Here is a 21205-nt window from a genome sequence, read left to right as displayed (position 1 = left end):
GCCTGCCATGTCCATGACGCCCCGCGAGATCGTTCACGAACTCAACCGCCACATCATCGGCCAGGACGACGCCAAGCGCGCCGTGGCCATCGCCCTGCGCAACCGCTGGCGACGCATGCAACTGCCGCTGGAATTGCGCGCCGAAGTGACGCCGAAGAACATCCTGATGATCGGTCCGACCGGCGTCGGCAAGACCGAGATCGCCCGGCGCCTGGCCAAACTGGCCGGCGCCCCCTTCATCAAGGTCGAAGCGACCAAATTCACCGAAGTCGGCTACGTCGGCCGCGATGTCGAATCGATCATTCGCGACCTGGCCGACGCGGCGGTGAAAATGCTCCGCGAGCAGGAGATGGTCAAGGTGCGCCACCGCGCCGAGGACGCCGCCGAAGAGCGCATCCTCGATGCCCTGCTGCCGCCTCCGCGTGCCGGCTTCAACGAAGACCCGGCGCCGAGCGGCGACTCCAATACCCGCCAACTGTTCCGCAAGCGCCTGCGCGAAGGCCAGCTGGATGACAAGGACATCGACATCAAGGTGGCCGACAGTCCGGCCGGTATCGAGATTATGACTCCGCCGGGCATGGAAGAGATGACCAGTCAGTTGCAGAGCCTGTTCTCCAACATGGGCAAGGGCAAGAAGAAGAGCCGCACGCTCAAGGTCAAGGAAGCCCTGAAACTGGTGCGCGACGAAGAGGCCGCGCGCCTGGTCAACGAGGAAGAGCTGAAAGCCCGCGCCCTGGAGGCGGTGGAGCAAAATGGCATCGTCTTCATCGACGAGATCGACAAGGTGGCCAAGCGCGGCAACGTCGGCGGCGCCGATGTCTCCCGCGAAGGCGTGCAACGCGACCTGCTGCCGCTGATCGAAGGCTGCACGGTCAACACCAAGCTGGGCATGATCAAGACCGACCACATCCTGTTCATCGCCTCCGGCGCCTTCCACCTGAGCAAGCCCAGCGACCTGGTGCCGGAGCTGCAAGGCCGCCTGCCGATCCGCGTGGAGCTCAAGGCGCTGTCGCCGGAAGACTTCGAGCGCATTCTCACCGAGCCGCATGCCTCATTGACCGAGCAGTACATCGCCCTGCTCCACACCGAGGGCTTGAACATCGAGTTCGCCGCAGACGGCATCAAGCGGCTCGCCGAAATCGCCTGGCAGGTCAACGAGAAGACCGAGAATATCGGCGCGCGCCGCCTGCACACCCTGCTCGAACGCCTGCTCGAAGAGGTGTCCTTCAGCGCCGGCGACCTGGCCACCCAGCATGACGAGAAACCGATCCGCATCGATGCCGACTACGTCAACGGCCACCTCGGCGAACTGGCCCAGGATGAAGACCTGTCGCGTTATATTCTTTAACGTAGCGGAAAGCGGCAAGCTACCAGCAGCCAGTAAGAGCGCTTGTAGCTTGCCGCTCGCTACTTGAGGCCAAGCCCATGCACATCCCCAGCGCAGTCAAACTGCACAAGGCATCGCGAACCCTGGAACTGCAGTACGGCAGCGCCAGCTACAGCCTATCGGCAGAGTTCCTGCGCGTACACTCGCCCTCTGCGGAGGTGCAAGGCCATGGCAAGCCCATCCTGCAAACCGGCAAGCTGCACGTCGCCCTGAGCGGCGTCGAACCGGCCGGCAATTACGCCCTGAAACTCTGTTTCGACGATGGCCACGACAGCGGGCTGTTCAGCTGGGACTACCTCTATCGGCTGGCCACCCATCAGGACAGCCTGTGGGCCGACTACCTGGCCGCGCTCGCCGCAGCCGGAAAATCCCGCGACCCCGACGAGTTCGTGGTCAAGTTGATGCTCTAGCAGGCGTGCCAGAACCTCTCCGCCTGTTCCTGCCGCCTGCAACGGGTGGACGGATTCACGCGCAAGCCCTTCCCTCGCCGAGGTTAGAGCGCACTTTCTAATCTATCTCGGCATAATCTGCGTGCATGTGCCCATATCGCGGCAAACTTGCGCAAATTCACAAACTCGGGTAACCAAGGAACTGGCAGGTTCCCTGCATTTGGCCAAGCCAGGTGCATAGATTTGATGCGGAGTAACTCCGCCCCCGGTAACCCGAGCAATACCCGGCCTGCGCCCTCTGTCGCCTTGCACAGCAACCAGCCGGTATTCGCCTCAGGACAATGGAGCGTCGTAGATGACTGAAAAAAATGATGATCTGAAACAGCAAGCGTCGGAGAACACCCTCGGCCTGAACCCGGTCATCGGCATCCGCGGTAAAGACCTGCTGACCTCGGCGCGCATGGTGCTCACCCAGGCCATCCGGCAGCCGCTGCACAGCGCCAAACACGTGGCTCATTTCGGCGTGGAGTTGAAGAACGTCATATTCGGCCAGTCCGAGCTGCAGCCCGAAGGCGGCGACCGCCGCTTCGCCGATCCGGCCTGGAGCCAGAACCCGCTGTACAAGCGCTACCTGCAGACCTACCTGGCCTGGCGCAAGGAGCTGCACGACTGGGTCGAGGAAAGCAACCTGACCGCGCAGGACGCCAGCCGCGGCCATTTCGTGATCAACCTGATGACCGAGGCCATGGCCCCGAGCAACAGCATGGCCAACCCGGCGGCGGTCAAGCGCTTCTTCGAAACCGGCGGCAAGAGTCTGCTCGACGGCCTCTCGCACCTGGCCAAGGACATCGTCCACAACGGCGGCATGCCCAGCCAGGTCAACATGAACGCCTTCGAGGTCGGCAAGAGCCTGGCCACCACCGAGGGTTCGGTGGTCTTTCGCAACGAGGTGCTGGAGCTGATCCAGTACCGGCCGATCACCGAACAGGTGCATGAGCGCCCGCTGCTGGTGGTGCCGCCGCAGATCAACAAGTTCTACGTGTTCGACCTGTCGCCGGAGAAGAGCCTGGCGCGCTTCCTGTTGCGCAATGGCGTGCAGACCTTCGTGGTCAGCTGGCGCAACCCGACCAAGGCGCAGCGCGAGTGGGGCCTGTCGAGCTATATCGAGGCGCTGAAGGAGGCCATCGAGGCGATCACCGCGATCACCGGCAGCAAGGACATCAACATGCTCGGCGCCTGCTCCGGCGGCCTGACCACCGCCTCGCTGCTCGGCCACTATGCGGCGCTAGGCGACCAGAAGGTACACGCCCTGACCCTGCTGGTCAGCGTGCTGGACACCAAGCTGGACACCCAGGTGGCGCTGTTCGCCGACGAGAAGACCCTGGAAGCGGCCAAGCGCCGCTCCTATCAGGCCGGCGTGCTGGAAGGCAGCGACATGGCCAAGGTGTTCGCCTGGATGCGCCCCAACGACCTGATCTGGAACTACTGGGTCAACAACTACCTGCTCGGCAACGAGCCGCCGGTGTTCGACATCCTCCACTGGAACAACGACACCACCCGCCTGCCGGCCGCGCTGCATGGCGAGTTCATCGAGATGTTCAAGAACAACCCACTGACCCGCCCCGGCGCCCTGGAAGTCTGCGGCACGCCGATCGACCTCAAGCAGGTCACCTGCGACTTCTTCTGCGTCGCCGGCACCACCGACCACATCACGCCCTGGGACTCCTGCTACAAGTCGGCGCACCTGTTCGGCGGCAAGTGCGAGTTCGTGCTGTCCAACAGCGGGCACATCCAGAGCATCCTCAACCCGCCGGGCAACCCCAAGGCGCGCTACATGACCAACACGCAAATGCCGCTCGAGCCGAAGGACTGGCAGGACAGCTCGACCAAGCACACCGACTCCTGGTGGCTGCATTGGCAGACCTGGCTGGCCGAACGCTCCGGCGCCACCAAGAAGGCACCGAACAGCCTGGGCAACAAGCGCTACCCGGCCGCCGAAGCTGCCCCCGGGGTCTATGTCCACGAGCGCTAGAAGAGCGTGCATTGCGCAACATCGCCCGCGGCACGGGGAAGTGCCGCTCGCCTCAGGCATGGCCGCCGGGCGACCAACCAGGCGTTTGCCTGGTGATTCTGCGAGTGGCCGGGAAGGCCACTCGCAGCGATTTAACTGATAGGGCCTGCGCGCATGTCGTTACCATTTGCCTTTCGCACCATCGACCTGGATGGCCAAACCATCCGCACCGCCGTTCGTCCAGGCAGCGGAAAGATGGCACCACTGCTGATTTTCAATGGCATCGGCGCCAACCTGGAGCTGGTCATGCCCTTCGTTCGGGCACTCGACAGCGATCTTGAAGTGATCGCCTTCGACGTACCCGGGGTGGGTGGTTCCTCGACCCCCAGCACGCCGTTCCGCTTTCCCGGCCTGGCCAAACTGGCCGCGCGCATGCTCGATTACCTGGACTACGGCCAGGTCAATGTGATCGGCGTGTCCTGGGGCGGTGCCCTGGCGCAACAGTTCGCCCATGACTACCCGGAACGCTGCAAGAAGCTGGTGCTGGCCGCCACCTCGGCCGGGGCGGTGATGGTGCCGGGCAAGCCCAAGGTGCTCTGGCGCATGGCCAGCCCGCGGCGTTATGTGCAGCCGTCGTATGGCGTACAGATCGCTCCGGACATCTATGGTGGCGCCTTCCGCCGCGATCCCAAGCTGGCCCTGGCCCACGCCAGCAAGGTGCGTTCGGGCGGCAAGATGGGTTACTACTGGCAAATGTTCGCCGGCCTCGGCTGGACCAGCATCCACTGGCTGCACCGGATCCGCCAACCGACCCTGGTACTGGCCGGCGATGACGACCCACTGATCCCATTGATCAACATGCGCTTGCTGGCTTGGCGTATCCCGAACGCCGAACTGCACGTAATCGACGATGGCCACCTGTTCCTGGTGACTCGCGCCGAAACAGTGGCGCCGATCATCATGAGTTTTCTCGCCGAAGAACGCCAACGGGCCATCATGCATCCACAGCCTGCTCGCCAACACTGAATGGCGGTGAGCAAACGCTCGCCTAGGACGTTCGACACCTGCCCAAACACCGAGCCAACGGGAGCATGGACGCGACCCTGGCGCCCCGTCTCGGTGCAAACTTGATGGCGTCGCCACTCAAGCGACCGTTGAAAAACCACCCAGGTTGCCGATACGCCGTTCAAAACGGCCTGTTAAGTGCCGAAGCAGTCGCCCCTCCGGGAACAACCTGCGCTAGTCTAGGAGGCTGTCGGACTTGACCGTTCGCCGCGTGGAAAAGCCCGGTTTGAAGTGGTTATGCGCGCGTTCGAGGCGAATAGCCGCTTTCTGCAACGGCAACACGCGCAAAAAACGAGCAGACCCGGCTTTTCCGCAGTAGCACAGTGTGAAGTCCGACAGCCTCCTTGGGTGCGCCTTGGCCACCTTTGGGTATAAGTCTTGCTGTATGCCATGCCTCCTTGATCACGGATAGTTTTGGAGTGTCGCCTTATGCACAAACAATTCCCGACACGCAGCCTTCCGGCCTCGGCCGGCTCGATGAACGCCCAGAATGCCGCCGCGGGCCTGCGCGCCAGAGACATGCTGTCCACCCTGCGCAACCTGGCCTTCCAAGGCGTGCGCCAGCCGGTTCACAGCGCCCGTCACGTGCTGGCCCTGGGCGGACAGCTGGGGCGCGTCCTGCTCGGCGACACGCCGTACAAGGTCAACCCGAAAGATCTGCGCTTTGCCGACCCGACCTGGCAGCTCAATCCGTTTTACCGGCGTAGCCTGCAGGCCTATCTGGCCTGGCAAAACCAACTGGGTAGCTGGATCGACGAGAGCGATCTGGGCGCCGACGATCGCAGCCGCGCACGATTCATCGTCGGCCTCCTCGGCGATGCCCTGTCGCCCTCCAACACCCTGCTCAATCCAGTAGCGCTCAAGGAGCTGTTCAACAGTGGCGGCAACAGCCTGGTCAAAGGCCTGAGCCACCTGTTTGACGACCTGCTGCACAACGACGGCCTGCCCCGCCAGGTCAACAAGCGGGCCTTCGAAGTCGGCCGCAGCCTGGCCGCCACCCCCGGCGCGGTGGTGTTTCGCAACGAACTACTGGAGCTGATCCAGTACAAGCCGATGAGCGAGAAGCAATACGCCCGGCCACTGCTGATCGTCCCGCCGCAGATCAACAAGTACTACATCTTCGACCTCTCCAGCGACAAGAGCTTCGTCCAGTACGCGCTGAAGAACGGCCTGCAAACCTTTATCGTCAGCTGGCGCAACCCCGATGCGCGGCACCGCGAGTGGGGCCTGTCGAGCTACGTGCAGGCTCTCGAAGAGGCCGTCGATGTGTGCCGGGCGATCACCGCCAGCAAGGAGGTCAACCTGATGGGCGCCTGCGCCGGCGGCCTGACCATCGCCGCCTTGCAGGGGCATCTGCAAGCCAAGCGTCAATTGCGCAAAGTTGCCAGCGCCACTTACATGGTCAGCCTGCTGGACAGTCAGATCGACAGCCCGGCCATGCTCTTCGCCGACGAAAAAACCCTGGAAGCCGCCAAACGCCGCTCCTACCAGCAAGGCGTACTGGACGGCCGCGACATGGCCCGGGTATTCGCCTGGATGCGCCCCAACGACCTGATCTGGAACTACTGGATCAACAACTACCTGCTCGGCAAGCAGCCGCCAGCCTTCGACATTCTCTACTGGAACAACGACAACACCCGCCTGCCGGCGGCCTTGCATGGCGATCTGATCGACTTCTTCAAACACAACCCCTTGCTGCGTGCCGGCGGCCTGGAAATCTGCGGCACCCCGGTCGACCTGCAAAAAGTCACGGTCGACAGCTTCAACGTCGCCGGGATCAACGACCATATCACCCCCTGGGACGCGGTATACCGCTCGGCCCTGCTGATCGGCGGCAACAAGCGCTTCATCCTGTCCAACAGCGGGCATATCCAGAGCATTCTCAACCCGCCGGGCAACCCCAAGGCCAACTACCTCGAGAGCGGCAAACTCAGCAGCGACCCGCGCGCCTGGTACCATGACGCCCAGAAGCACGACGGCAGCTGGTGGCCGCAGTGGCTGAGCTGGGTTCAGGAACACGCCGGCGAGCAACGCGACAGCCTTCTGGCCCTGGGCAGCGTGGATTACCCGGCGCAGGAAGCGGCGCCCGGCACCTACGTGCACGTGCGCTAGCAGAGCGGCAAGCGAACCACACCGAACACTGGCCGAAGCCACCTTCGGCCGGCTATCTTCCAGCCTCCCCTGCCAGCATAAGAAGACCGGATGAAAACCCGCGATCGTATCCTCGAATGCGCGCTGATGCTGTTCAACCAGCAAGGCGAACCGAACGTCTCCATCCTGGAGATCGCCAATGAACTGGGGATCAGCCCGGGCAACCTGTACTACCACTTCCACGGTAAGGAACCGCTGATTCTCGGCCTGTTCGAGCGTTTCCAGGCGGAACTGGCGCCACTGCTCAACCCGCCCGCCGATGTACGCCTGGATGTCGAGGACTACTGGCTGTTCCTGCACTTGATCGTCGAGCGCATGGCGCATTACCGCTTTCTATTCCAGGACTTGTCCAATCTGGCAGGGCGCCTGCCCAAGCTGGCCCGCGGCATCCGCAACTGGCTGAGCGCATTGAAACGCACCCTGGCCTCGCTGTTGGCGCGACTGAAAGCGGAAAACCAGCTGGCCAGCGACACCCACTCCCTCGGCCAGTTGGTCGAGCAGATCACCCTAACCCTGCTGTTCTCCCTCGACTATCAGCGCATCATCGGCCGCGAGGGCGAGAGCCGCCTGGTGGTCTATCAGGTGATGATGCTGGTGGCGCCACACCTGACTAGCGAATCACGCTTCGCTGCCGAGCATCTGGCGCAACGCTACCTGGAAGCCTGAGGCTGCAAACCCGATGCGGGGATAAACGCCAACGCCCGGCACCAGGCCGGGCGTGTCGATGTCCAGGCTGAGCCATATCGCGCCAGGGCAAACCTTCGCCCTTGGCCGGATCAGCCGTCAGGCAACAGCAGGGCCAATATGCTTTCGGTCATGACCAGGGATCGACGAATGCGCGTCTGCTTTTCGTCCGCTTGCCAGTGCCGTGCGTTGGTCATACCAGGGGCGTTGCATGCGCTGCACCAGGCCATCGATCTGCGGCACCAGCAGGTTGGCGGCGAGGACGGCGAAGCAGAGACCATCGGCGTACAGCCCGAATTCGCGAATCAATTCGGTCAGCACGCCAATGACAGCGCCGAACAGGATGCGCCCGGCACGCGTATCGGGACTGGTGACCGGATCGGTGGCGATGAAAAAGGCGGTGAACAGATAGCCGCCGAGGCTGAGGCTGTACAGGCTTTCCTGCAGGGTATGGCCGGCTGCCAGGCACAGCAATGCCGTGCTGGCGAGCATCGCCAGCGGAATCTCGATGCGGATCACCCGCAAGACAGCCAGTATTAAACCGCCGGCGACATAGCCGAGCCCCGACAGATTGGGGGTGGTCGGAGTGAACTGCCCCAGGGCCAGCTGGGTGGCGCCAGCGAACGCATCGAGGCTGAGGCGCGGTGCCAGCTGCAACTGCTGCAGAAGAACCTCTTTAGCGTCCAGGGCGAAGGTCCATGGGGCCTGATTCGATGGCGCGGGGTACAGCTGTTGGTAAAAGCAGATGGCGATGATTCCCAGGCCAACCATGGCGGGATTGAGACGGTTGCGGCCAAGCCCCCCACTGCCGTGTTTACACAATGCGAGGGCGGCAAAGCTGGCCAGCGCGATCATCCACAGCGGCACCAGCAGCGGCAGTGCCCGAGCCAGAATCAGGCCCAGCACCAGCCAGCTCAGATCGCTCAAGCCCTCGCGTACATTACGTCCGCGCAGACGCAGCAGACCGGCTTCGAAGCCAAAAGCCAGCAGCACGCACCAGAAGGTCTGCAGCCAGACCACGACACCGAATTGCCAGGCATAAAGAACGGTGCCCGGCAGCAGGCACAGACTGACCAGCAGCATCAGCGTGCTGAGTCGCTGCGGGGTAGGACGGCGTACCAGGCTCATTGGGACATCTCCATCTTGCTCTGGCGAAAGCGCTCGCGCAGCGGCAGGTTGCTGGGGCAGGTGCTGCTGCAGCTGCCGCACTCGATGCAGGCATCCAGGCGCAGCGTCTGCAGGGTCGCGTGGTCATCGCGTTCGGCAGCGGCGTAGAGATCCAGGGGGCGCAACGACATCGGGCAGACGTCGACGCAGCGTGTACAGCGAATGCAACTGCCCGCGGGTTCGGCGGCCGGCAGGTAGCGCTCGGCGGCAAAGATCAGGCAACTACTGGTCTTGCTGATGACCGCGGCGGGATCCGGTAACGGCTGTCCCATCATCGGGCCGCCGACCTGGGTCAGCTGGCCTTCGGGATCGGCGCCGGCAATCTTGCGCAGTGCGCTGACCGGATAACCCACCGGCACCTCGACGTTGCCGGGGCGTTCACAGCCCCCGGTCAGCGTCAGTACACGCGTGATCAGCGGCTCGCCGTGGAACACGGCGCGTCCCAGTGCATAAAGCGTCGCGACATTCAGCGCCAGCACGCCGATCTCGGCCGGCCGGGCACCCGGCGCCAGATTACGGCCGCTCAGGCTCTTGATCATCAACGGTTGGCCGCCTGCCGGGTAGCGCGTCGGCAGCGGGCAAATCTCGACCTGGGTGCGCGCCTGACGGGAGGCGTCGCGCAACGCCGCCATCGCCTCCGGCTTGTTGCTTTCGATGCCGAAGCGGGTCTGCGCGATGCCCAGCAGGCTGGCGAGATAGTCGGCGGTCTCGATCAGCGCCTCGGCACGTTCGCGCATGAGTCGATCGTCGCAGGTCAGGAAGGGTTCACATTCGGCACCGTTGATCAGCAACAGGTCGGGCTGCTGGGCACCGGCCAGCTTGAGGCCTGTGGGGAAGCCCGCCCCACCCAGGCCAACGATGCCCATCTGCAAAGCCCGTTCGACCAGCGACTCGGGCGATTGCGGTGGCGTCAGCACGGGACGCACGAGCCACTCATCCAGACCGTCTGCGTGCAGCATGACCGCCATAACCGGCTCGGCTGAGTCGGCCGCGAAGGCGGGGCCGATCTGTACCACGGTGCCGGAGGTGCTGGCATGCACCCAGGGGGTGTTGCCATCGCCCATGCCGATCACCTCGCCCTTGCGCACATACTGCCCCGGCTGCACGCAGGGCTGAGCGCATCGGCGCCCCCGCTCGAGCGGGATCGCCAGCTGTATTGATCCGACCGCGACCGGGGCAATCGGCGTGGTGTTGGATAATTGCTTGTAGCCTCTGAGCTTGAGGCCGCCGCGCCAGCTACGTTGTGCAGGCGTGGCGATGGCGAACAGGCGGCGCCAGAAGGGCTTCGCTGGCGACTGGCGCTGGCTTAGCAACGCTGGCTGCATGCGCTCGGCGCTCTGAAACGAATGACTAGACATTTTCCGTCCTTCAATTTTTTGGCATAAAACACCCCCTGCGCGGCAATGCACATAAGAGAGTTTTGCTCCGGGTATTTGAGGGAAAAGCGAGGCAGGACACTCAATCACTCACGAGATTATGTGAGCGAATAATGAGCACTATGTTCATTTTTTGATCAAATCTGCCGACAAACGGCAGATCAGGTGCCGGCCAGTATGATGATCGGCAGGTGCACTTCGAGGCGCCGCAGGGCAACTTCCAGGCGGAGAGCGAATGCCCGCACATCCGACGCGGCATGGGTTCGAGGCCTGCCAGGCTCCGACGACCCACTGCAGCACTAACAGTGCTGTTGAAAAACTACCTACGTTGTTCGACAGCCTGCTAACCGGCCGTTGAACAACTACGGCGCCTGGTGATGCCGCGTTGCAACGCAGCGAAGCGCAGGAGCAGGCTGGATCGCGGGGCGAGCCAAGCGGGTGACCTTGCCCTGCCCCCGCTCGCCCCCCCCTTCAACGCCCTGCTAAGGCCGTAAAACGCCAACGCCCGGCACGGGGCCGGGCGTTGGCGTTTGCGGCTGCGGGTCTTTAGGACTGGCTGGCCGGCGTTGCTGGCGCCGCTACGGGCGTCGGAGTCGGCGCAGGAGCAGGAGCAGGAGCAGCAGCTGCCTCAGGGGCAACCGGGGCGGCAGGTTTTACCGCCGGCTTGGCAGCGGCTTTTACCGCAGGCTTGGCGACGGATTTAGCGGCCGGCTTGGCCGCAGCCTTGACGGCCGGTTTAGCGGCGGTCTTGGCCGCAGGCTTGGCTGCAGTTTTAGCAGTCGGTTTAGCGGCGGCCTTGACTGCAGGTTTGGCGGCGGGTTTGACCGCCTTGAGCGAAACACCGGTCAGTTGCTCGACCTGCTTGGTCAGGCTTTCGACCTTGGCGTTGAGCGCTTTCACTTCATTACGGCTCGGTACGCCGAGACGCGAAATGGCGTTGTTCAGACGCTTGTCGAAAGCCTCTTCCAGCTCGCCCCACTTGCCAAGCGCCCGATCCTTGACCTCGTCGACCTTGGACTTGGTGCTGCCCACTTTCGACTCGACAGTGGACTTCACGGCATCGACTTGTTTCTCGACTTCGCTCTTGGCCAGTTTCTCGGCTTTTTCGCCGTCCTTGACCAGAGTGTCGAACAGTTTGGTGCCATCCTTGCTGACCTTGGAGTAAGCACCCAAACCTGCCAACCAGATCTGCCGCGAGTATTTCTCAACCTCACCGATCCAGGAGCTGGTCTGCTTTTCGGTTTTCTTCTTAACGGCCATGCTGTTCTCCTTATTTGGTGCGCGCGGCGTGTTCGAGCAACTCGCTCAGCTGATCAAGCTTAGCAGAGAGTGCGGCAACATCCTGCTTGGACGGGATACCGATACGGTTGAGTGCGGAGGCCACGCGGTTGTCGAAAGCCTTCTCGATTTTATCGAGCTGCACTTCGACTTTGCCTTTCACGCTATTGACGTTGCTGGTCACGCTGGTCTTGACGCTGTCGATCTGGCTGTTGGCTGCTTCGACCTGCTCATTGACCAGCGTTTTGCCTTGCTTCTCGGCGCTTTCGCCGCTCTTGACCAGCTCTTTGAAATACTCGGCGCCCTCCTGCCCGGCCTTGGCATAGGCACCCAGACCGGCCAGCCAGATCTTGCGGGCATAACCTTTGACGTCGGTCAGCACGGTGGCTTTATCTTCGGCTTCGGCTTCGGCTTCGGCTTCGACTTTCTTCTTCACGATAACTTTCGACATGGTGCACCTCACGCGCAGTGGTTTGAGGAAACGCCCACGGGATGCAGGCTTGACTGCACGGTATCGGGGAAAATTAGAAACCACATACTAGTCGCAAAAAAATGCAACCCGCGCCTCAGGCCTTGAGGCTCTTATCCAGCACTTCTTCGATTTCACGCTTGATGCTGCCGCTCATGGCCGACAACAGCAGGCCGAGGTTGAGCTGCACCCGCACCCGATCCTCGGCCACCTCGATGCGACCATCGGCACCGCTGCGTTTGAACTCCAGGGTGTCGCCGTTCCAGCTGTAACGCACGGCGTACTCGCGGGCCAGGCGTTCGGCCAACTGCTCGGCTTTTGCCCGGGCGACCTCGCGACCGAGCGAATGGGGGCGTTGCACATCAATTCTGGCCATCACGTCTCTCCTGACAGACTAACTGCGACCTTAAGTCGCGCGACTATAGCAAGAGCGAGGCGGCAAGCTCGAATCAGTGTGCGGCCGGGCCAAGCTCACGCTTATGGCTTGCAGCTTGCCGCTACCTTTTCGGTTTAGAATAGCCGCCACTTTGATTCAGCCTCTCTATATTCAGGTAAGGGCGAGATGAACGACCCGCGCAAGAACAGCGACAGCGAACCCACCACGCATTTTGGTTTCCAGGATGTGCCGGAAAGCCAGAAGGCGCAGAAAGTCGCCGAAGTGTTTCATTCGGTGGCGGCCAAATACGACCTGATGAACGATCTGCTCTCGGGCGGCCTGCATCGATTGTGGAAACGCTTCACCATCGAACTGTCCGGCGTACGCACGGGTAACCGGGTGCTCGATATCGCCGGTGGCACTGGCGACCTCGCGCGCAAATTCGCCAGCCTGGTCGGGCCCACGGGCGAAGTGGTGCTGGCCGACATCAACGAATCGATGCTCAAGGTCGGTCGCGACCGCCTGCTCGACCGCGGCGTGGCGGGCAATATCAGTTTTGTCCAGGCCGACGCCGAGAAGCTGCCGTTCCCGGACAACCATTTCGATTGCGTGACCATCGCCTTCGGCCTGCGTAACGTCACCCATAAAGACGACGCCATCCGCTCCATGCTGCGCGTGCTCAAGCCCGGCGGCCGCCTGCTGGTGCTGGAGTTCTCCAAGCCCTCGAGCAGCCTGCTGTCGAAGGTCTACGACAGCTACTCGTTCAACTTCATGCCGCTGATGGGCAAGTTGATCACCAACGATGCCGAGAGCTACCGCTACCTGGCCGAGTCGATCCGCATGCACCCGGATCAGGACACCCTCAAGGCGATGATGGTCGAGGCCGGCTTCGAGCGCGTGACCTACCACAACATGACCGGCGGCATCGTCGCCCTGCACCGCGGCATCAAACCCTGATGCTCAGCACCGCCCTGCTGGCCGGCATCGAACTCGGCCTCAACCGGGTGCTGGCCCTGGACAGCACGGCGCTGCCGCGCCTGGCACGCCTGGGCGGTCGGATCATCGCCGTGGACTGCACGGCACCGGCGCTGCAGCTGTTCATCCTGCCCAGCGGCGAAGGCTTGCAGCTGGCCGGGCAATGGGCCGGTGCGGTCGATTGCCGCCTGCGCGCACCCGCCACGAGCCTGGTGCGCCTGGTCACCGGCAAGGACAAAACGGCGCTGCTGCATAGCCCGCAAGTCGAACTGGACGGCGACAGCGCCGCCCTGCTGGAACTGGCCGGCATCCTTCAGGATCTGGAGCTGGACTGGGAGTACGAGCTGTCGCGCTGGCTCGGCCCGGTCGCCAGCCAACTGCTGGGCAGCCATATCCGCAGCCGGGCCAACTGGGCCGGCCAGACCCTCGACAGCCTGCGCCTGAATCTGGCCGACTACCTCAGCGAAGAATCGCGTAGTCTGGTCGGCCAACGGGAGGCCGATGCCCGCTTCGCCGAACTGGATCGACTCAAACTCGACCTCGACCGTCTCGATGCCCGCATCGAGCACCTCATCCAATCGCATAAGCCCAACGCATGAAGCTGCTCGCCGTTCGTCGTCTGCTGCGTATTCAACGCGTGGTCATCCGCTACCAACTGGATGACCTGCTGTTCGCCCAACCCTTGCCGCTATGGCTGCGCGCCCTGCGTTATGCCCTGCCGTGGCACTGGCTGCCGCGCAAAGCCCTGCACTTGTCGCGCGGCACCCGCCTGCGCCTGGCCCTGGAAGAGCTGGGGCCGATCTTCATCAAATTCGGCCAGTTGCTCTCCACCCGCCGCGACCTGCTGCCGGCGGATATCGCCGATGAGCTGGCCAAGCTGCAGGATCAGGTGCCGCCGTTCGATCCGGAACACTCGAGGGCGCTGATCGAAGCGCAACTCGGCGCCAAGGTCAGCGATCTGTTCGCCCGTTTCGACGCCCAGCCGCTGGCCTCCGCCTCGGTGGCGCAAGTGCATGGCGCGCAACTGAAGAGCGGCGAAGAAGTGGTGGTCAAGGTAATCCGCCCCGGTCTCGAACCGGTGATCCGCCAGGATCTGGCCTGGCTGTTCCTGCTCGCCAAACTGGCCGAAAAAGCCTCTGCCGATGCGCGCCGCCTGCGCCCGGTGGAAGTGGTCGGCGACTACGAAAAAACCATCTACGACGAACTCGATCTACTGCGCGAGGCGGCCAATGCCAGCCAGCTTCGGCGCAACTTCGAAGGCTCGCCGTTGCTCTATGTACCCCAGGTGTACTGGGAACTGTGCCGGCCCAAGGTGCTGGTGATGGAACGGATCTACGGCATCCAGGTCACCGACCTGGCCAGCCTCGCCGACCAGCGCACCGACATGAAGCTGCTGGCCGAGCGCGGCGTGGAGATTTTCTTCACCCAGGTGTTCCGCGACAGCTTCTTCCACGCCGACATGCACCCCGGCAACATCTTCGTCAGCACTCGCCAGCCCTGGAACCCGCAGTACATAGCCATCGACTGCGGCATCATCGGCAGCCTCACCGCGCAAGACCAGGACTACCTGGCGCGCAACCTGCTGGCCTTCTTCAAGCGCGATTACCGCCGCGTGGCGCAGTTGCACATCGACTCCGGCTGGGTGCCGGCCGAGACCCGGGTCAACGACTTCGAGGCGGCGATCCGCACCGTCTGCGAGCCGATCTTCGAGCGGCCGCTGAAAGACATCTCCTTCGGCCAGTTGCTCCTGCGCCTGTTCCAGACCGCGCGGCGCTTCAACATGGAGGTGCAGCCGCAGCTGGTGCTGTTGCAGAAGACCCTGCTGAATATCGAAGGCCTGGGCCGCCAGCTCTACCCGGAGCTGGATCTGTGGACGACCGCCCAGCCCTTCCTCGAACGCTGGATGCGCGAACGGGTCAGCCCGCTGCATTTGCTGCGCAACCTGCAACAGCAGGCCGAGCAGGTGCCGTACCTGTCGCAGATGGCCCGCGACACCCTGGAACGGCTCAACCAGCAGCCCCAGGACAAGCCCGCCGAATCGAGCGACAAGCCGCATTGGCCGGTGCGCCTGCTCGGCGTCGTGCTGATTGGCGGAGCGGCCACTCAGGGTCTGCTGCTCAGCCTGGCCGCCTGGCCAAGCTGGGCGATGCTCGCAGGCGGGGTGTATCTGGTCATGCACCGATAGCCACGCCCGAGCCGCACTGGCACACTAGGACTCTACCGAGAAGGCCCGCAACCAGCGGAAATGGCGATGAACGACTGGCTCGACGAAATCAACTGGAACAGCGACGGCCTGGTGCCGGCGATTGCCCAAGATCACCAAACCGGCCGCGTGCTGATGATGGCCTGGATGAACCGCGAAGCCCTGGCCCTGACCGCCAGCGAGCAGCGCGCGATCTATTGGTCACGCTCGCGCGGCAAGCTGTGGCGCAAGGGCGAGGAGTCCGGGCATGTGCAAAAACTGCATGAATTGCGCCTCGACTGCGACGCCGACGTGATCATCCTCAAAGTCGAGCAGTTGGGTGGCATCGCCTGCCACACCGGCCGGCCAAGCTGCTTCTATCGGGTGTTCGACAACGGCGTCTGGAAAACCGTCGATGCGGTGCTCAAAGACCCGCACGCCATCTACGCCAAAGGACACCGCCATGACTGACACCCTGAGCCGCCTGGCCGAGGTTCTGGAGGCGCGCAAAGATGCCGCGCCCGACAGCTCCTATGTCGCCAGCCTGTACCACAAGGGCCTGAACAAGATTCTCGAAAAAGTCGGCGAGGAGTCGGTGGAAACCATTCTCGCCGCCAAGGACGCCGCCGTCAGCGGCGACTGCAGCGAACTGATTTACGAAACCGCCGACCTGTGGTTCCACAGTTTGATCATGCTCGCCGCCCTCGGCCAGCATCCGCAAGCGGTGCTAGACGAGCTGGATCGCCGCTTCGGCCTGTCCGGGCATGCGGAGAAAGCCGCACGCCCGCAACCCTGACCGACTTACAATCCAAGCCGGCTTACAATCCCGATCAACTTATCACTGAGGAGTACGCATCATGGGTTTCGGTGGCATTAGCATTTGGCAACTGGTGATAATCCTGCTGATCGTGGTCATGCTGTTCGGCACCAAGCGCCTCAAAAGCCTGGGCTCCGACCTCGGCGACGCGATCAAGGGCTTCAAGAAATCCATGGGTAACGACGACGGCGACAAGCCTGCGGTGGAAGAGCCCAAGGGCCAGACCATCGACGCCCAGGCGCGCAAGGTCGAAGACCCGACGAAAAAAGACTGAGCCATGTTCGACATAGGCTTTACCGAGCTGCTGCTGATCGGCGTGGTCGCCCTGGTCGTGCTGGGCCCTGACCGCCTGCCCGGCGCCGTGCGCACGGCCGGCTTATGGATCGGCCGGATCAAGCACAGCTTCAGCACGATCAAGGCGGAAGTCGAGCGCGAGATCGGTGCCGACGAAATTCGCCGGCAATTGCATAACGAGCAGATTCTCGAGCTTGAGCGCGAAATGAAGGCGATGAAACAGAGCGTTAACGCGCCCCTCAGTAGCCTGATCGAACCCGGCCCTGCGGGCGAAGCCGCTGCCAAGGCCGAGACAGGCACCAGCACCAGCCAGGATAAAAACCCGCAACCATGAGCCAAGCTTCCGACAGCGATCAGGAAATGCCCCTGGTCTCGCACCTGACCGAATTGCGCACGCGCCTGCTACGTATTATCGGGGCCGTGCTGCTGCTGTTTGCCGGGTTGTTCTACTTCTCCCAGGAGATCTACGCGCTGGTCGCCGCGCCCCTGCGGGCTTATCTGCCGGAAGGCGCGACCATGATCGCCACGGGCGTGGCCTCGCCCTTCCTGACACCGTTCAAGCTGACCATGATGGTCGCCCTGTTTCTCTCGATGCCGATCGTCCTGCATCAGGTCTGGGGCTTTATCGCGCCGGGCCTGTACAAGCACGAGAAGCGCATCGCCATCCCCTTGCTGATTTCCAGCATCCTGCTGTTTTACGGCGGCATGGCCTTCGCCTACTTCGTGGTGTTCCCGATCATGTTCGGCTTCTTCGCCAGCGTGACCCCGGAAGGCGTGGCGATGATGACCGATATCGGCCAATACCTGGACTTCGTCCTCACCCTGTTCTTCGCCTTCGGCGTGGCCTTCGAGATCCCGGTGGCGACCTTCCTGCTGATCTGGGTCGGCATCGTCGATGTCGCCGCCCTGCGCAAAGGCCGTCCCTATGTGATCGTCGGCTGCTTCGCCGTGGGCATGGTGCTGACCCCGCCCGATGTGTTCTCGCAGACCCTGCTGGCCGTGCCCATGTGGCTGCTGTTCGAGGCGGGCCTGCTCTGCGGCAGCCTGGTCAAACGCCGTGACGAACACGACGCCGAAGCCGCCGGGCAAGAGCACAACGACCAGCCGCCTAGCACCCAACCGTGAACCTGCTGCTGCTGGAAGACGGCGACTTTATCGCCGCCGACCGCGTGCGCCTCAGTGGCCGCCGCCTCAAGCATGTGCATGAAGTGCATCGCGCCGAAACTGGCGACAGCCTGCGGGTGGGGCGCCTGAATGGCCTGATGGGCAGCGGCACCTTGCAGTGCCTGGAGCCCGATCACGCCGAGCTGTCGATCCGCCTTGAGCACGCCCCGCCGAGCAAACTGCCGCTCACCCTGCTGCTGGCTCTGCCGCGACCGAAGATGCTGCGCCGCGTGCTGCAAACCGTCAGCGCCATGGGCGTACCCAGAGTGGTGCTGCTGAACAGCTATCGGGTCGAGAAAAGCTTCTGGCAGACGCCCTTTCTCGAGCCGGCGGCGATTCGCGAGCAACTGATCCTCGGCCTGGAGCAGGCCCGCGATACCGTGCTGCCGGAAATCATCATCGAGAAGCGCTTCAAACCCTTCGTCGAAGACCGCCTGCCGGCGCTGGCCGCCGGCAGCCTCGGCCTGATCGCTCACCCCGGGGGCCATCCGCCCTGCCCCCGCGCCGTCGAACAGGCCGTGACCCTGGCCATAGGCCCGGAAGGCGGCTGGATTCCCTACGAAGTCGAGCTGCTGCACAACGCCGGGCTGCAACCGGTGCAGCTGGGCGAGCGCATTCTGCGGGTGGAAACCGCCGTCACCGCCCTGCTGGCACGTTTATTCTGAGTTCGTAGCCGGCTGGGCGTGCCAATGCGCCGAGAGCAACTGGCCCTTAGCTTGCAGCAGGGCAGCCTGCGGCTCGTCGCCGCCGGAACACACCGGCACGCCCTGTTTGTCGGCAGCTCGAGGTTTTCCCAGGATCGCCTCGACTTCGGCGCCCGGCAGCCGCGAGGTGCAATGCCGCGACAGCGGCGTTAGGGTCAATCAGTCGCCACCTGGAGCCAACGGCCATGCACCCCCTGACCATCGATCTACAGAGCCTCGAACAGGCACTGCTCAACCAGGACGACGCCGAGCAGTACCTGGATCTTGAAACCGGCACGCTGCGGCGCCTCGCCCCCGGTGCGCCGGCCCCGGGGGCCGAAGAAAAATACGCTGTTCAGCCGGATCGCTACCTGGCCATAGCCCCCTTGGCACTGGACGATCTGCTGGCCATGCGCGCAGCCTTTCTGTTCAGCCTGCCCGACCCGCACACGCATACCCTGCTCAGCCATGCCCTGAGCGGGCGCAGAGCCTTGCGCACCTTCGACTATGAGCTGGAAAAGCTGCCGCAGCTGCAGCGCACCTGGCAGGCCTATCAGGCACAACAAATACGCGAACTGGCGCTCGAGTGGCTGCAGGCCAATGGCCTCGAAGCGGCGGACTAGCCAGGGCGGCATGGCGACGCGGGAGCCCGGAATCCCCGAGAGACCAGCGGGCTGCTCAGATGCTTAACCAGCCGCGCTCCAGTGCGTATTTAACCAGTCCGGCCGGGGTATCGATGCCCAGCTTGCGGCGAATGCTGAGCCTGTGGGTTTCGACGGTGCGCACGCTGATCTCCAGCGTGCGGGCGATGGCCTTATTGCTCAGGCCCTGCACGAGCATTTGCAACACCTCGCGCTCACGCGGAGTCAGTTCGTCGGCGGCGACGGCCGGCAGGCTAACGGTCTTTTCCAGCAAGTCGGCGCTGTAGTAGGTCGCGCCGGCGGCAATCGCATCGATGGCGGCGACTATTTCCCGCGAGGCCGCATCCTTCAGCACATAGCCGCGCGCACCGGCACGAATCGAGCTGGTCACGTATTCGGCGTGGTCGTACATGCTCAGGATCAAAACCTGAATGCCGGGGTAGTCGCGGCAGAGGATCTCGGTCAGCTGCAGGCCGGTCATGTCCTTCATGCCGATGTCGACCAGCAACAGATCGGGGCGAATCCGGCTGACCAGGGTGAGCGCCTCGGCACCGCTACTGGCTTCGCCCACCACCTCCAGCTGCGGCATGGCCGTCAACAGCGCACGCAGGCCATCGCGCACCAGTTCGTGGTCATCGACCAGGGCAACACGGATACGCTCGGAATGCAGGGGCAACTTGGACATGGCTTAACCCGGTAGCGGCAGACTCACCGTAAGCTCGGTGCGGCCTGGCGTTGAAGATAGGCTGAAACGGCCGCCCAGATGCTCGACTCGTTCGCGCATGTTGCGCAGGCCGATGCCGCTACTGCGCGTCTGCTCGATCCGGGCGATGTCGAAGCCGATGCCGTCATCGCGCACCCTCAGCTGCACCGTCGGCCCATGCTGGGCCAGGCTGATGCCGACCCGGCGGGCCTGGGCGTGCCGCGCGATATTGGCCAGCGCCTCCTGCACGATGCGAAACAACGCGACCGACTCGGCATCGGCCAACCGCAGCATCCCCAGATTCTGTTGGTACTCGACCGGCAGCCCGCTGCGTTGCTCGAACTCGATCGCCAACTGGCCGATGGCCGCCGGCAGGCCGAAGCTGTCCAGCAGAGAAGGACGCAGGTCATGGGAGATACGCCGCACCTCGGCGATGGCCCCCGCCAGCCGCGCCAGCCCGCCGCGCAGGGTCTCCAGCGCCTGACTGCGGCCGTGTTCCAGTTCGTGACAGGCCAGTTCGAGGCGGAACTTGACCGACACCAGCAACTGGCTGATGCCGTCGTGCAGCTCGCGGGAAACCCGCGAGCGCTCTTCCTCCTGGGAACTGACGATGCGTTGCGCCAACAGCTGCAGTTTGCGGTCGGCCAGGCGCTGCTCGCTGACGTTGAGCATCAGCCCAGCAGCGGACACCAGCAACACCGCCACCAGCGCCACGCCGGCCAGCACCCACATGGTGCTGCGGATGTTCTCCGCCACCTTGGCCCGTGCCTGCTGGGTGGCCTGTTCGACATCATCGAGATAGAGGCCGGTGCCGATCATCCAGTCCCAGCGCTCGAGCATCACCACGTAGGCGAGCTTTTCGGTCAACTGACCGGAGGAGGGTTTCTCCCATTGATAGCGTTGAAAGCCATCGCCGCTACGTGCGCTGAGCAGCAGCGCCTGGATCGCCTGCACCCAGTGCGGGTTGCTCATGTTCACCAGGTCGCGCCCCGTCAACTCCGGCTGGCGCGGGTGCATCAGGTTGCGGCCCTTGCCGTCGTAGACGAAGAAATAGCCATCGCTGCCATAGTCGAGGCCGCGCAGGATGCTCAGCACCTGCTGCTGGGTGACCGCATCGTCGCGGTCGCTGGCATATTGCGCCGCGACAGCGCTCAAGCCCAGCTCGACGTAGTGCTGCAGCTCGGCCTTCTTGCTGGCGATGATGCTGGTTTCGATCAGCCGCTCCTGCTGCTCGCCCAAGCGCTTGGCGTGCGACAGCAGCAGCGCGCCGATCACGGCAATGGCCAGCAGCAGCGGCAGAATGGCGAGGGCGACGATCTTTTGTTTGAGCGGCATAGGATCCGTTGGTGGCGGTGCGGCTACGTTGCCTGCGTAGCCGCAGGCGGATGGCGCG

The 21205-nt window shown here is 63.5% G+C and carries 24 protein-coding genes; 16 read left to right on the top strand and 8 right to left on the bottom strand.

Annotated features, from left to right (window positions below):
* Positions 1 to 7 precede the first annotated feature (7 nt).
* From hslU to P8H27_RS05605, 6 genes are all read left to right on the top strand, one after another.
* Positions 8 to 1348 carry an ATP-dependent protease ATPase subunit HslU gene (hslU, locus tag P8H27_RS05630; RefSeq protein ID WP_289635734.1) on the top strand — a complete coding sequence of 447 codons (1341 nt, stop codon included), beginning with the start codon at positions 8 to 10 and terminating at the stop codon, positions 1346 to 1348.
* A gap of 77 nt (positions 1349 to 1425) precedes the next feature.
* On the top strand, positions 1426 to 1797 hold the full coding sequence (locus P8H27_RS05625; RefSeq protein ID WP_289635733.1) for a DUF971 domain-containing protein: 372 nt from the start codon (positions 1426 to 1428) through the stop codon (positions 1795 to 1797).
* Between the two features lie 334 nt (positions 1798 to 2131).
* Positions 2132 to 3808: a class II poly(R)-hydroxyalkanoic acid synthase gene (phaC, locus tag P8H27_RS05620; protein WP_289635732.1), complete on the top strand. Its 1677-nt coding sequence runs from the start codon at positions 2132 to 2134 to the stop codon at positions 3806 to 3808.
* Positions 3809 to 3961: 153 nt separating this feature from the next.
* A complete protein-coding gene (phaZ, locus tag P8H27_RS05615) occupies positions 3962 to 4813 on the top strand; it encodes a poly(3-hydroxyalkanoate) depolymerase (RefSeq protein WP_289635731.1) in 852 nt (283 codons plus the stop codon).
* A 468-nt stretch (positions 4814 to 5281) separates the two neighbouring features.
* Complete coding sequence (gene phaC / locus P8H27_RS05610; RefSeq protein ID WP_289635730.1) at positions 5282 to 6964, top strand: class II poly(R)-hydroxyalkanoic acid synthase; 1683 nt, start codon at positions 5282 to 5284, stop codon at positions 6962 to 6964.
* Positions 6965 to 7054: 90 nt separating this feature from the next.
* Entirely contained in the window at positions 7055 to 7669 is a 615-nt protein-coding gene (locus P8H27_RS05605) for a TetR/AcrR family transcriptional regulator (RefSeq protein WP_289635729.1), read from the top strand.
* Positions 7670 to 7786: 117 nt separating this feature from the next.
* Here P8H27_RS05605 and P8H27_RS05600 read toward each other — a convergent pair whose 3' ends face one another.
* From P8H27_RS05600 to P8H27_RS05580, 5 genes are all read right to left on the bottom strand, one after another.
* Entirely contained in the window at positions 7787 to 8815 is a 1029-nt protein-coding gene (locus tag P8H27_RS05600) for an RnfABCDGE type electron transport complex subunit D (RefSeq protein ID WP_289635728.1), read from the bottom strand.
* Complete coding sequence (gene rsxC / locus P8H27_RS05595) at positions 8812 to 10212, bottom strand: electron transport complex subunit RsxC (RefSeq protein ID WP_289635727.1); 1401 nt, start codon at positions 10210 to 10212, stop codon at positions 8812 to 8814. Before rsxC ends, P8H27_RS05600 begins: the two co-directional genes overlap by 4 nt.
* A gap of 564 nt (positions 10213 to 10776) precedes the next feature.
* Positions 10777 to 11490 (bottom strand): phasin family protein, encoded by a 714-nt coding sequence (locus tag P8H27_RS05590; protein ID WP_289635726.1) that lies wholly within the window; start codon positions 11488 to 11490, stop codon positions 10777 to 10779.
* A 10-nt stretch (positions 11491 to 11500) separates the two neighbouring features.
* Positions 11501 to 11959, bottom strand: coding sequence for a phasin family protein (locus P8H27_RS05585; protein WP_289635725.1), 459 nt, complete (start codon positions 11957 to 11959; stop codon positions 11501 to 11503).
* A gap of 115 nt (positions 11960 to 12074) precedes the next feature.
* Positions 12075 to 12353: a polyhydroxyalkanoic acid system family protein gene (locus tag P8H27_RS05580; protein WP_289635724.1), complete on the bottom strand. Its 279-nt coding sequence runs from the start codon at positions 12351 to 12353 to the stop codon at positions 12075 to 12077.
* Between the two features lie 186 nt (positions 12354 to 12539).
* Here P8H27_RS05580 and ubiE point away from each other — a divergent pair, with 186 nt between their 5' ends.
* From ubiE to P8H27_RS05535, 9 genes are all read left to right on the top strand, one after another.
* Entirely contained in the window at positions 12540 to 13310 is a 771-nt protein-coding gene (gene ubiE / locus P8H27_RS05575; RefSeq protein ID WP_289635723.1) for a bifunctional demethylmenaquinone methyltransferase/2-methoxy-6-polyprenyl-1,4-benzoquinol methylase UbiE, read from the top strand.
* Positions 13310 to 13927 (top strand): SCP2 domain-containing protein, encoded by a 618-nt coding sequence (locus P8H27_RS05570; protein ID WP_289635722.1) that lies wholly within the window; start codon positions 13310 to 13312, stop codon positions 13925 to 13927. The genes ubiE and P8H27_RS05570 overlap by 1 nt, the downstream gene beginning before the upstream one ends.
* A complete protein-coding gene (gene ubiB / locus P8H27_RS05565) occupies positions 13924 to 15513 on the top strand; it encodes a ubiquinone biosynthesis regulatory protein kinase UbiB (RefSeq protein WP_289635721.1) in 1590 nt (529 codons plus the stop codon). The genes P8H27_RS05570 and ubiB overlap by 4 nt, the downstream gene beginning before the upstream one ends.
* A 66-nt stretch (positions 15514 to 15579) precedes the next feature.
* Positions 15580 to 15981 carry a phosphoribosyl-AMP cyclohydrolase gene (gene hisI, locus P8H27_RS05560; protein ID WP_289635720.1) on the top strand — a complete coding sequence of 134 codons (402 nt, stop codon included), beginning with the start codon at positions 15580 to 15582 and terminating at the stop codon, positions 15979 to 15981.
* The gene (locus P8H27_RS05555) at positions 15974 to 16306 is read left to right on the top strand and encodes a phosphoribosyl-ATP diphosphatase (RefSeq protein ID WP_289635719.1); all 333 of its coding nucleotides are present in this window, start codon (positions 15974 to 15976) and stop codon (positions 16304 to 16306) included. Before hisI ends, P8H27_RS05555 begins: the two co-directional genes overlap by 8 nt.
* Positions 16307 to 16367: 61 nt before the next feature.
* Positions 16368 to 16601, top strand: coding sequence for a twin-arginine translocase TatA/TatE family subunit (gene tatA / locus P8H27_RS05550; protein ID WP_289635718.1), 234 nt, complete (start codon positions 16368 to 16370; stop codon positions 16599 to 16601).
* 3 nt (positions 16602 to 16604) lie between these two features.
* The gene (tatB, locus tag P8H27_RS05545) at positions 16605 to 16955 is read left to right on the top strand and encodes a Sec-independent protein translocase protein TatB (protein WP_289635717.1); all 351 of its coding nucleotides are present in this window, start codon (positions 16605 to 16607) and stop codon (positions 16953 to 16955) included.
* Positions 16952 to 17746, top strand: coding sequence for a twin-arginine translocase subunit TatC (tatC, locus tag P8H27_RS05540; RefSeq protein ID WP_289635716.1), 795 nt, complete (start codon positions 16952 to 16954; stop codon positions 17744 to 17746). Before tatB ends, tatC begins: the two co-directional genes overlap by 4 nt.
* The gene (locus P8H27_RS05535) at positions 17743 to 18450 is read left to right on the top strand and encodes a 16S rRNA (uracil(1498)-N(3))-methyltransferase (protein WP_289635715.1); all 708 of its coding nucleotides are present in this window, start codon (positions 17743 to 17745) and stop codon (positions 18448 to 18450) included. Before tatC ends, P8H27_RS05535 begins: the two co-directional genes overlap by 4 nt.
* Here the strand turns inward: P8H27_RS05535 and P8H27_RS05530 are convergent.
* Positions 18442 to 18648, bottom strand: coding sequence for a hypothetical protein (locus tag P8H27_RS05530; RefSeq protein WP_289635714.1), 207 nt, complete (start codon positions 18646 to 18648; stop codon positions 18442 to 18444). The two genes, P8H27_RS05535 and P8H27_RS05530, sit on opposite strands and share 9 nt — an antisense overlap.
* A 26-nt stretch (positions 18649 to 18674) precedes the next feature.
* Between P8H27_RS05530 and P8H27_RS05525 the strand changes: the two genes are divergently transcribed.
* Positions 18675 to 19091 (top strand): UPF0158 family protein, encoded by a 417-nt coding sequence (locus P8H27_RS05525; RefSeq protein WP_289635713.1) that lies wholly within the window; start codon positions 18675 to 18677, stop codon positions 19089 to 19091.
* Between the two features lie 55 nt (positions 19092 to 19146).
* Here the strand turns inward: P8H27_RS05525 and P8H27_RS05520 are convergent, their stop codons facing one another.
* Together P8H27_RS05520 and P8H27_RS05515 are read right to left on the bottom strand one after the other, a co-directional pair.
* The gene (locus tag P8H27_RS05520; RefSeq protein WP_289635712.1) at positions 19147 to 19794 is read right to left on the bottom strand and encodes a response regulator transcription factor; all 648 of its coding nucleotides are present in this window, start codon (positions 19792 to 19794) and stop codon (positions 19147 to 19149) included.
* Positions 19795 to 19797: 3 nt separating this feature from the next.
* On the bottom strand, positions 19798 to 21147 hold the full coding sequence (locus P8H27_RS05515) for a cache domain-containing protein (RefSeq protein WP_289635711.1): 1350 nt from the start codon (positions 21145 to 21147) through the stop codon (positions 19798 to 19800).
* Positions 21148 to 21205: the final 58 nt, after the last annotated feature.

The organism is Pseudomonas sp. sp1636, assembly GCF_030376615.1.
GTDB lineage: Bacteria > Pseudomonadota > Gammaproteobacteria > Pseudomonadales > Pseudomonadaceae > Aquipseudomonas.
The sequence above is the reverse complement of the archived record's forward strand: the minus strand, read 5'-3'. Positions and strand labels throughout refer to the sequence as shown.

What these genes read in the sequence shown, in the direction of transcription:
- hslU (WP_289635734.1), top strand. Translation starts at nt 8, where the DNA reads ATGTCCATGACGCCCCGCGAGATCGTTCACGAACTCAACCGCCACATC.
- P8H27_RS05625 (WP_289635733.1), top strand. Translation starts at nt 1,426, where the DNA reads ATGCACATCCCCAGCGCAGTCAAACTGCACAAGGCATCGCGAACCCTG.
- phaC (WP_289635732.1), top strand. Translation starts at nt 2,132, where the DNA reads ATGACTGAAAAAAATGATGATCTGAAACAGCAAGCGTCGGAGAACACC.
- phaZ (WP_289635731.1), top strand. Translation starts at nt 3,962, where the DNA reads ATGTCGTTACCATTTGCCTTTCGCACCATCGACCTGGATGGCCAAACC.
- phaC (WP_289635730.1), top strand. Translation starts at nt 5,282, where the DNA reads ATGCACAAACAATTCCCGACACGCAGCCTTCCGGCCTCGGCCGGCTCG.
- P8H27_RS05605 (WP_289635729.1), top strand. Translation starts at nt 7,055, where the DNA reads ATGAAAACCCGCGATCGTATCCTCGAATGCGCGCTGATGCTGTTCAAC.
- P8H27_RS05600 (WP_289635728.1), bottom strand. Translation starts at nt 8,815, where the DNA reads ATGAGCCTGGTACGCCGTCCTACCCCGCAGCGACTCAGCACGCTGATG.
- rsxC (WP_289635727.1), bottom strand. Translation starts at nt 10,212, where the DNA reads ATGTCTAGTCATTCGTTTCAGAGCGCCGAGCGCATGCAGCCAGCGTTG.
- P8H27_RS05590 (WP_289635726.1), bottom strand. Translation starts at nt 11,490, where the DNA reads ATGGCCGTTAAGAAGAAAACCGAAAAGCAGACCAGCTCCTGGATCGGT.
- P8H27_RS05585 (WP_289635725.1), bottom strand. Translation starts at nt 11,959, where the DNA reads ATGTCGAAAGTTATCGTGAAGAAGAAAGTCGAAGCCGAAGCCGAAGCC.
- P8H27_RS05580 (WP_289635724.1), bottom strand. Translation starts at nt 12,353, where the DNA reads ATGGCCAGAATTGATGTGCAACGCCCCCATTCGCTCGGTCGCGAGGTC.
- ubiE (WP_289635723.1), top strand. Translation starts at nt 12,540, where the DNA reads ATGAACGACCCGCGCAAGAACAGCGACAGCGAACCCACCACGCATTTT.
- P8H27_RS05570 (WP_289635722.1), top strand. Translation starts at nt 13,310, where the DNA reads ATGCTCAGCACCGCCCTGCTGGCCGGCATCGAACTCGGCCTCAACCGG.
- ubiB (WP_289635721.1), top strand. Translation starts at nt 13,924, where the DNA reads ATGAAGCTGCTCGCCGTTCGTCGTCTGCTGCGTATTCAACGCGTGGTC.
- hisI (WP_289635720.1), top strand. Translation starts at nt 15,580, where the DNA reads ATGAACGACTGGCTCGACGAAATCAACTGGAACAGCGACGGCCTGGTG.
- P8H27_RS05555 (WP_289635719.1), top strand. Translation starts at nt 15,974, where the DNA reads ATGACTGACACCCTGAGCCGCCTGGCCGAGGTTCTGGAGGCGCGCAAA.
- tatA (WP_289635718.1), top strand. Translation starts at nt 16,368, where the DNA reads ATGGGTTTCGGTGGCATTAGCATTTGGCAACTGGTGATAATCCTGCTG.
- tatB (WP_289635717.1), top strand. Translation starts at nt 16,605, where the DNA reads ATGTTCGACATAGGCTTTACCGAGCTGCTGCTGATCGGCGTGGTCGCC.
- tatC (WP_289635716.1), top strand. Translation starts at nt 16,952, where the DNA reads ATGAGCCAAGCTTCCGACAGCGATCAGGAAATGCCCCTGGTCTCGCAC.
- P8H27_RS05525 (WP_289635713.1), top strand. Translation starts at nt 18,675, where the DNA reads ATGCACCCCCTGACCATCGATCTACAGAGCCTCGAACAGGCACTGCTC.
- P8H27_RS05520 (WP_289635712.1), bottom strand. Translation starts at nt 19,794, where the DNA reads ATGTCCAAGTTGCCCCTGCATTCCGAGCGTATCCGTGTTGCCCTGGTC.
- P8H27_RS05515 (WP_289635711.1), bottom strand. Translation starts at nt 21,147, where the DNA reads ATGCCGCTCAAACAAAAGATCGTCGCCCTCGCCATTCTGCCGCTGCTG.